1 protein-coding gene is annotated in these 787 nt (G+C 58.2%); it reads right to left on the bottom strand.

Annotated elements, in window-relative coordinates; genetic code table 11:
• Positions 1-275, bottom strand: a 275-nt coding sequence (locus AC0L2Z_RS35360) for an aldehyde dehydrogenase family protein (protein ID WP_473630639.1), incomplete at its 3' end; no start/stop codon positions are given.
• Positions 276-787 lie beyond the last annotated feature (512 nt).

The raw sequence follows: 787 nt of genomic DNA, 5'->3' as shown, positions 1-787 counted from the left end.
GCTGGGAAATTCCATGGCGTAATCGTGCCGACGACACCGATCGGCTGCTTGATCACCAGCATGCGACGGTCTGTCGACGGTGCCGGGATCGTCTCGCCATAGATGCGATTGGCTTCTTCGGCGTACCATTGCAGATACGCGGCCGCATGCGAAATCTCCGACTTGGCTTCGGCAAACGGCTTGCCCATCTCTGCAGTGAGGATGGCGGCAAGATCACCGGCGTGGTCAAGGAAGAGAAGGTTAAGATCGACTCGCTCGACGAAATCTATGACCACGCCGATCGCTTACGAGCTACCGCAATGGAATATCTTGCAGGGGCAATCGCGGCGCCCTCGATTGCTTCATGACTTTGAACGGTTCGGACGTCCGCGCTAGGCGTCTTGTTCGAAGATTGATCCCGCGATCTGCCGTCCATGCCCGTTGTGAAACCCATCGCGAGCAGCTTTGGCTCAAGTTTGCCCATGGCTGAATCGGGACGGCCAAGACGAAGAGAGTCCGGACTCGAGTTCCCGCGCGCCATGAATGGAGGGTACAGAGATTTTTTTTTTGAAAAGTAGCAGTCCGCCCTGTGCGTCAGCCGAGGGCGAGCAGGCAGAAATCAAGGCGTTCATTCTGCCGCACCATAGTCGGATCAGCCAAACGTATGTGGGCGGAGTCCTTCAGCAACTATGCTTAGAGCGCGGGATTATTCGCTGTCACGGGACACCAGCTAGCCGCGGGCCAACGCCCATAATGGCGGGCTCGGCCGACAGCAGTTTCTTCGCCGCCGCCCTGACCTGGTCGAGCG

The sequence above is a fragment of the Mesorhizobium sp. WSM4850 genome, from assembly GCF_055811735.1.
The sequence above is the reverse complement of the archived record's forward strand: the minus strand, read 5'-3'. Positions and strand labels throughout refer to the sequence as shown.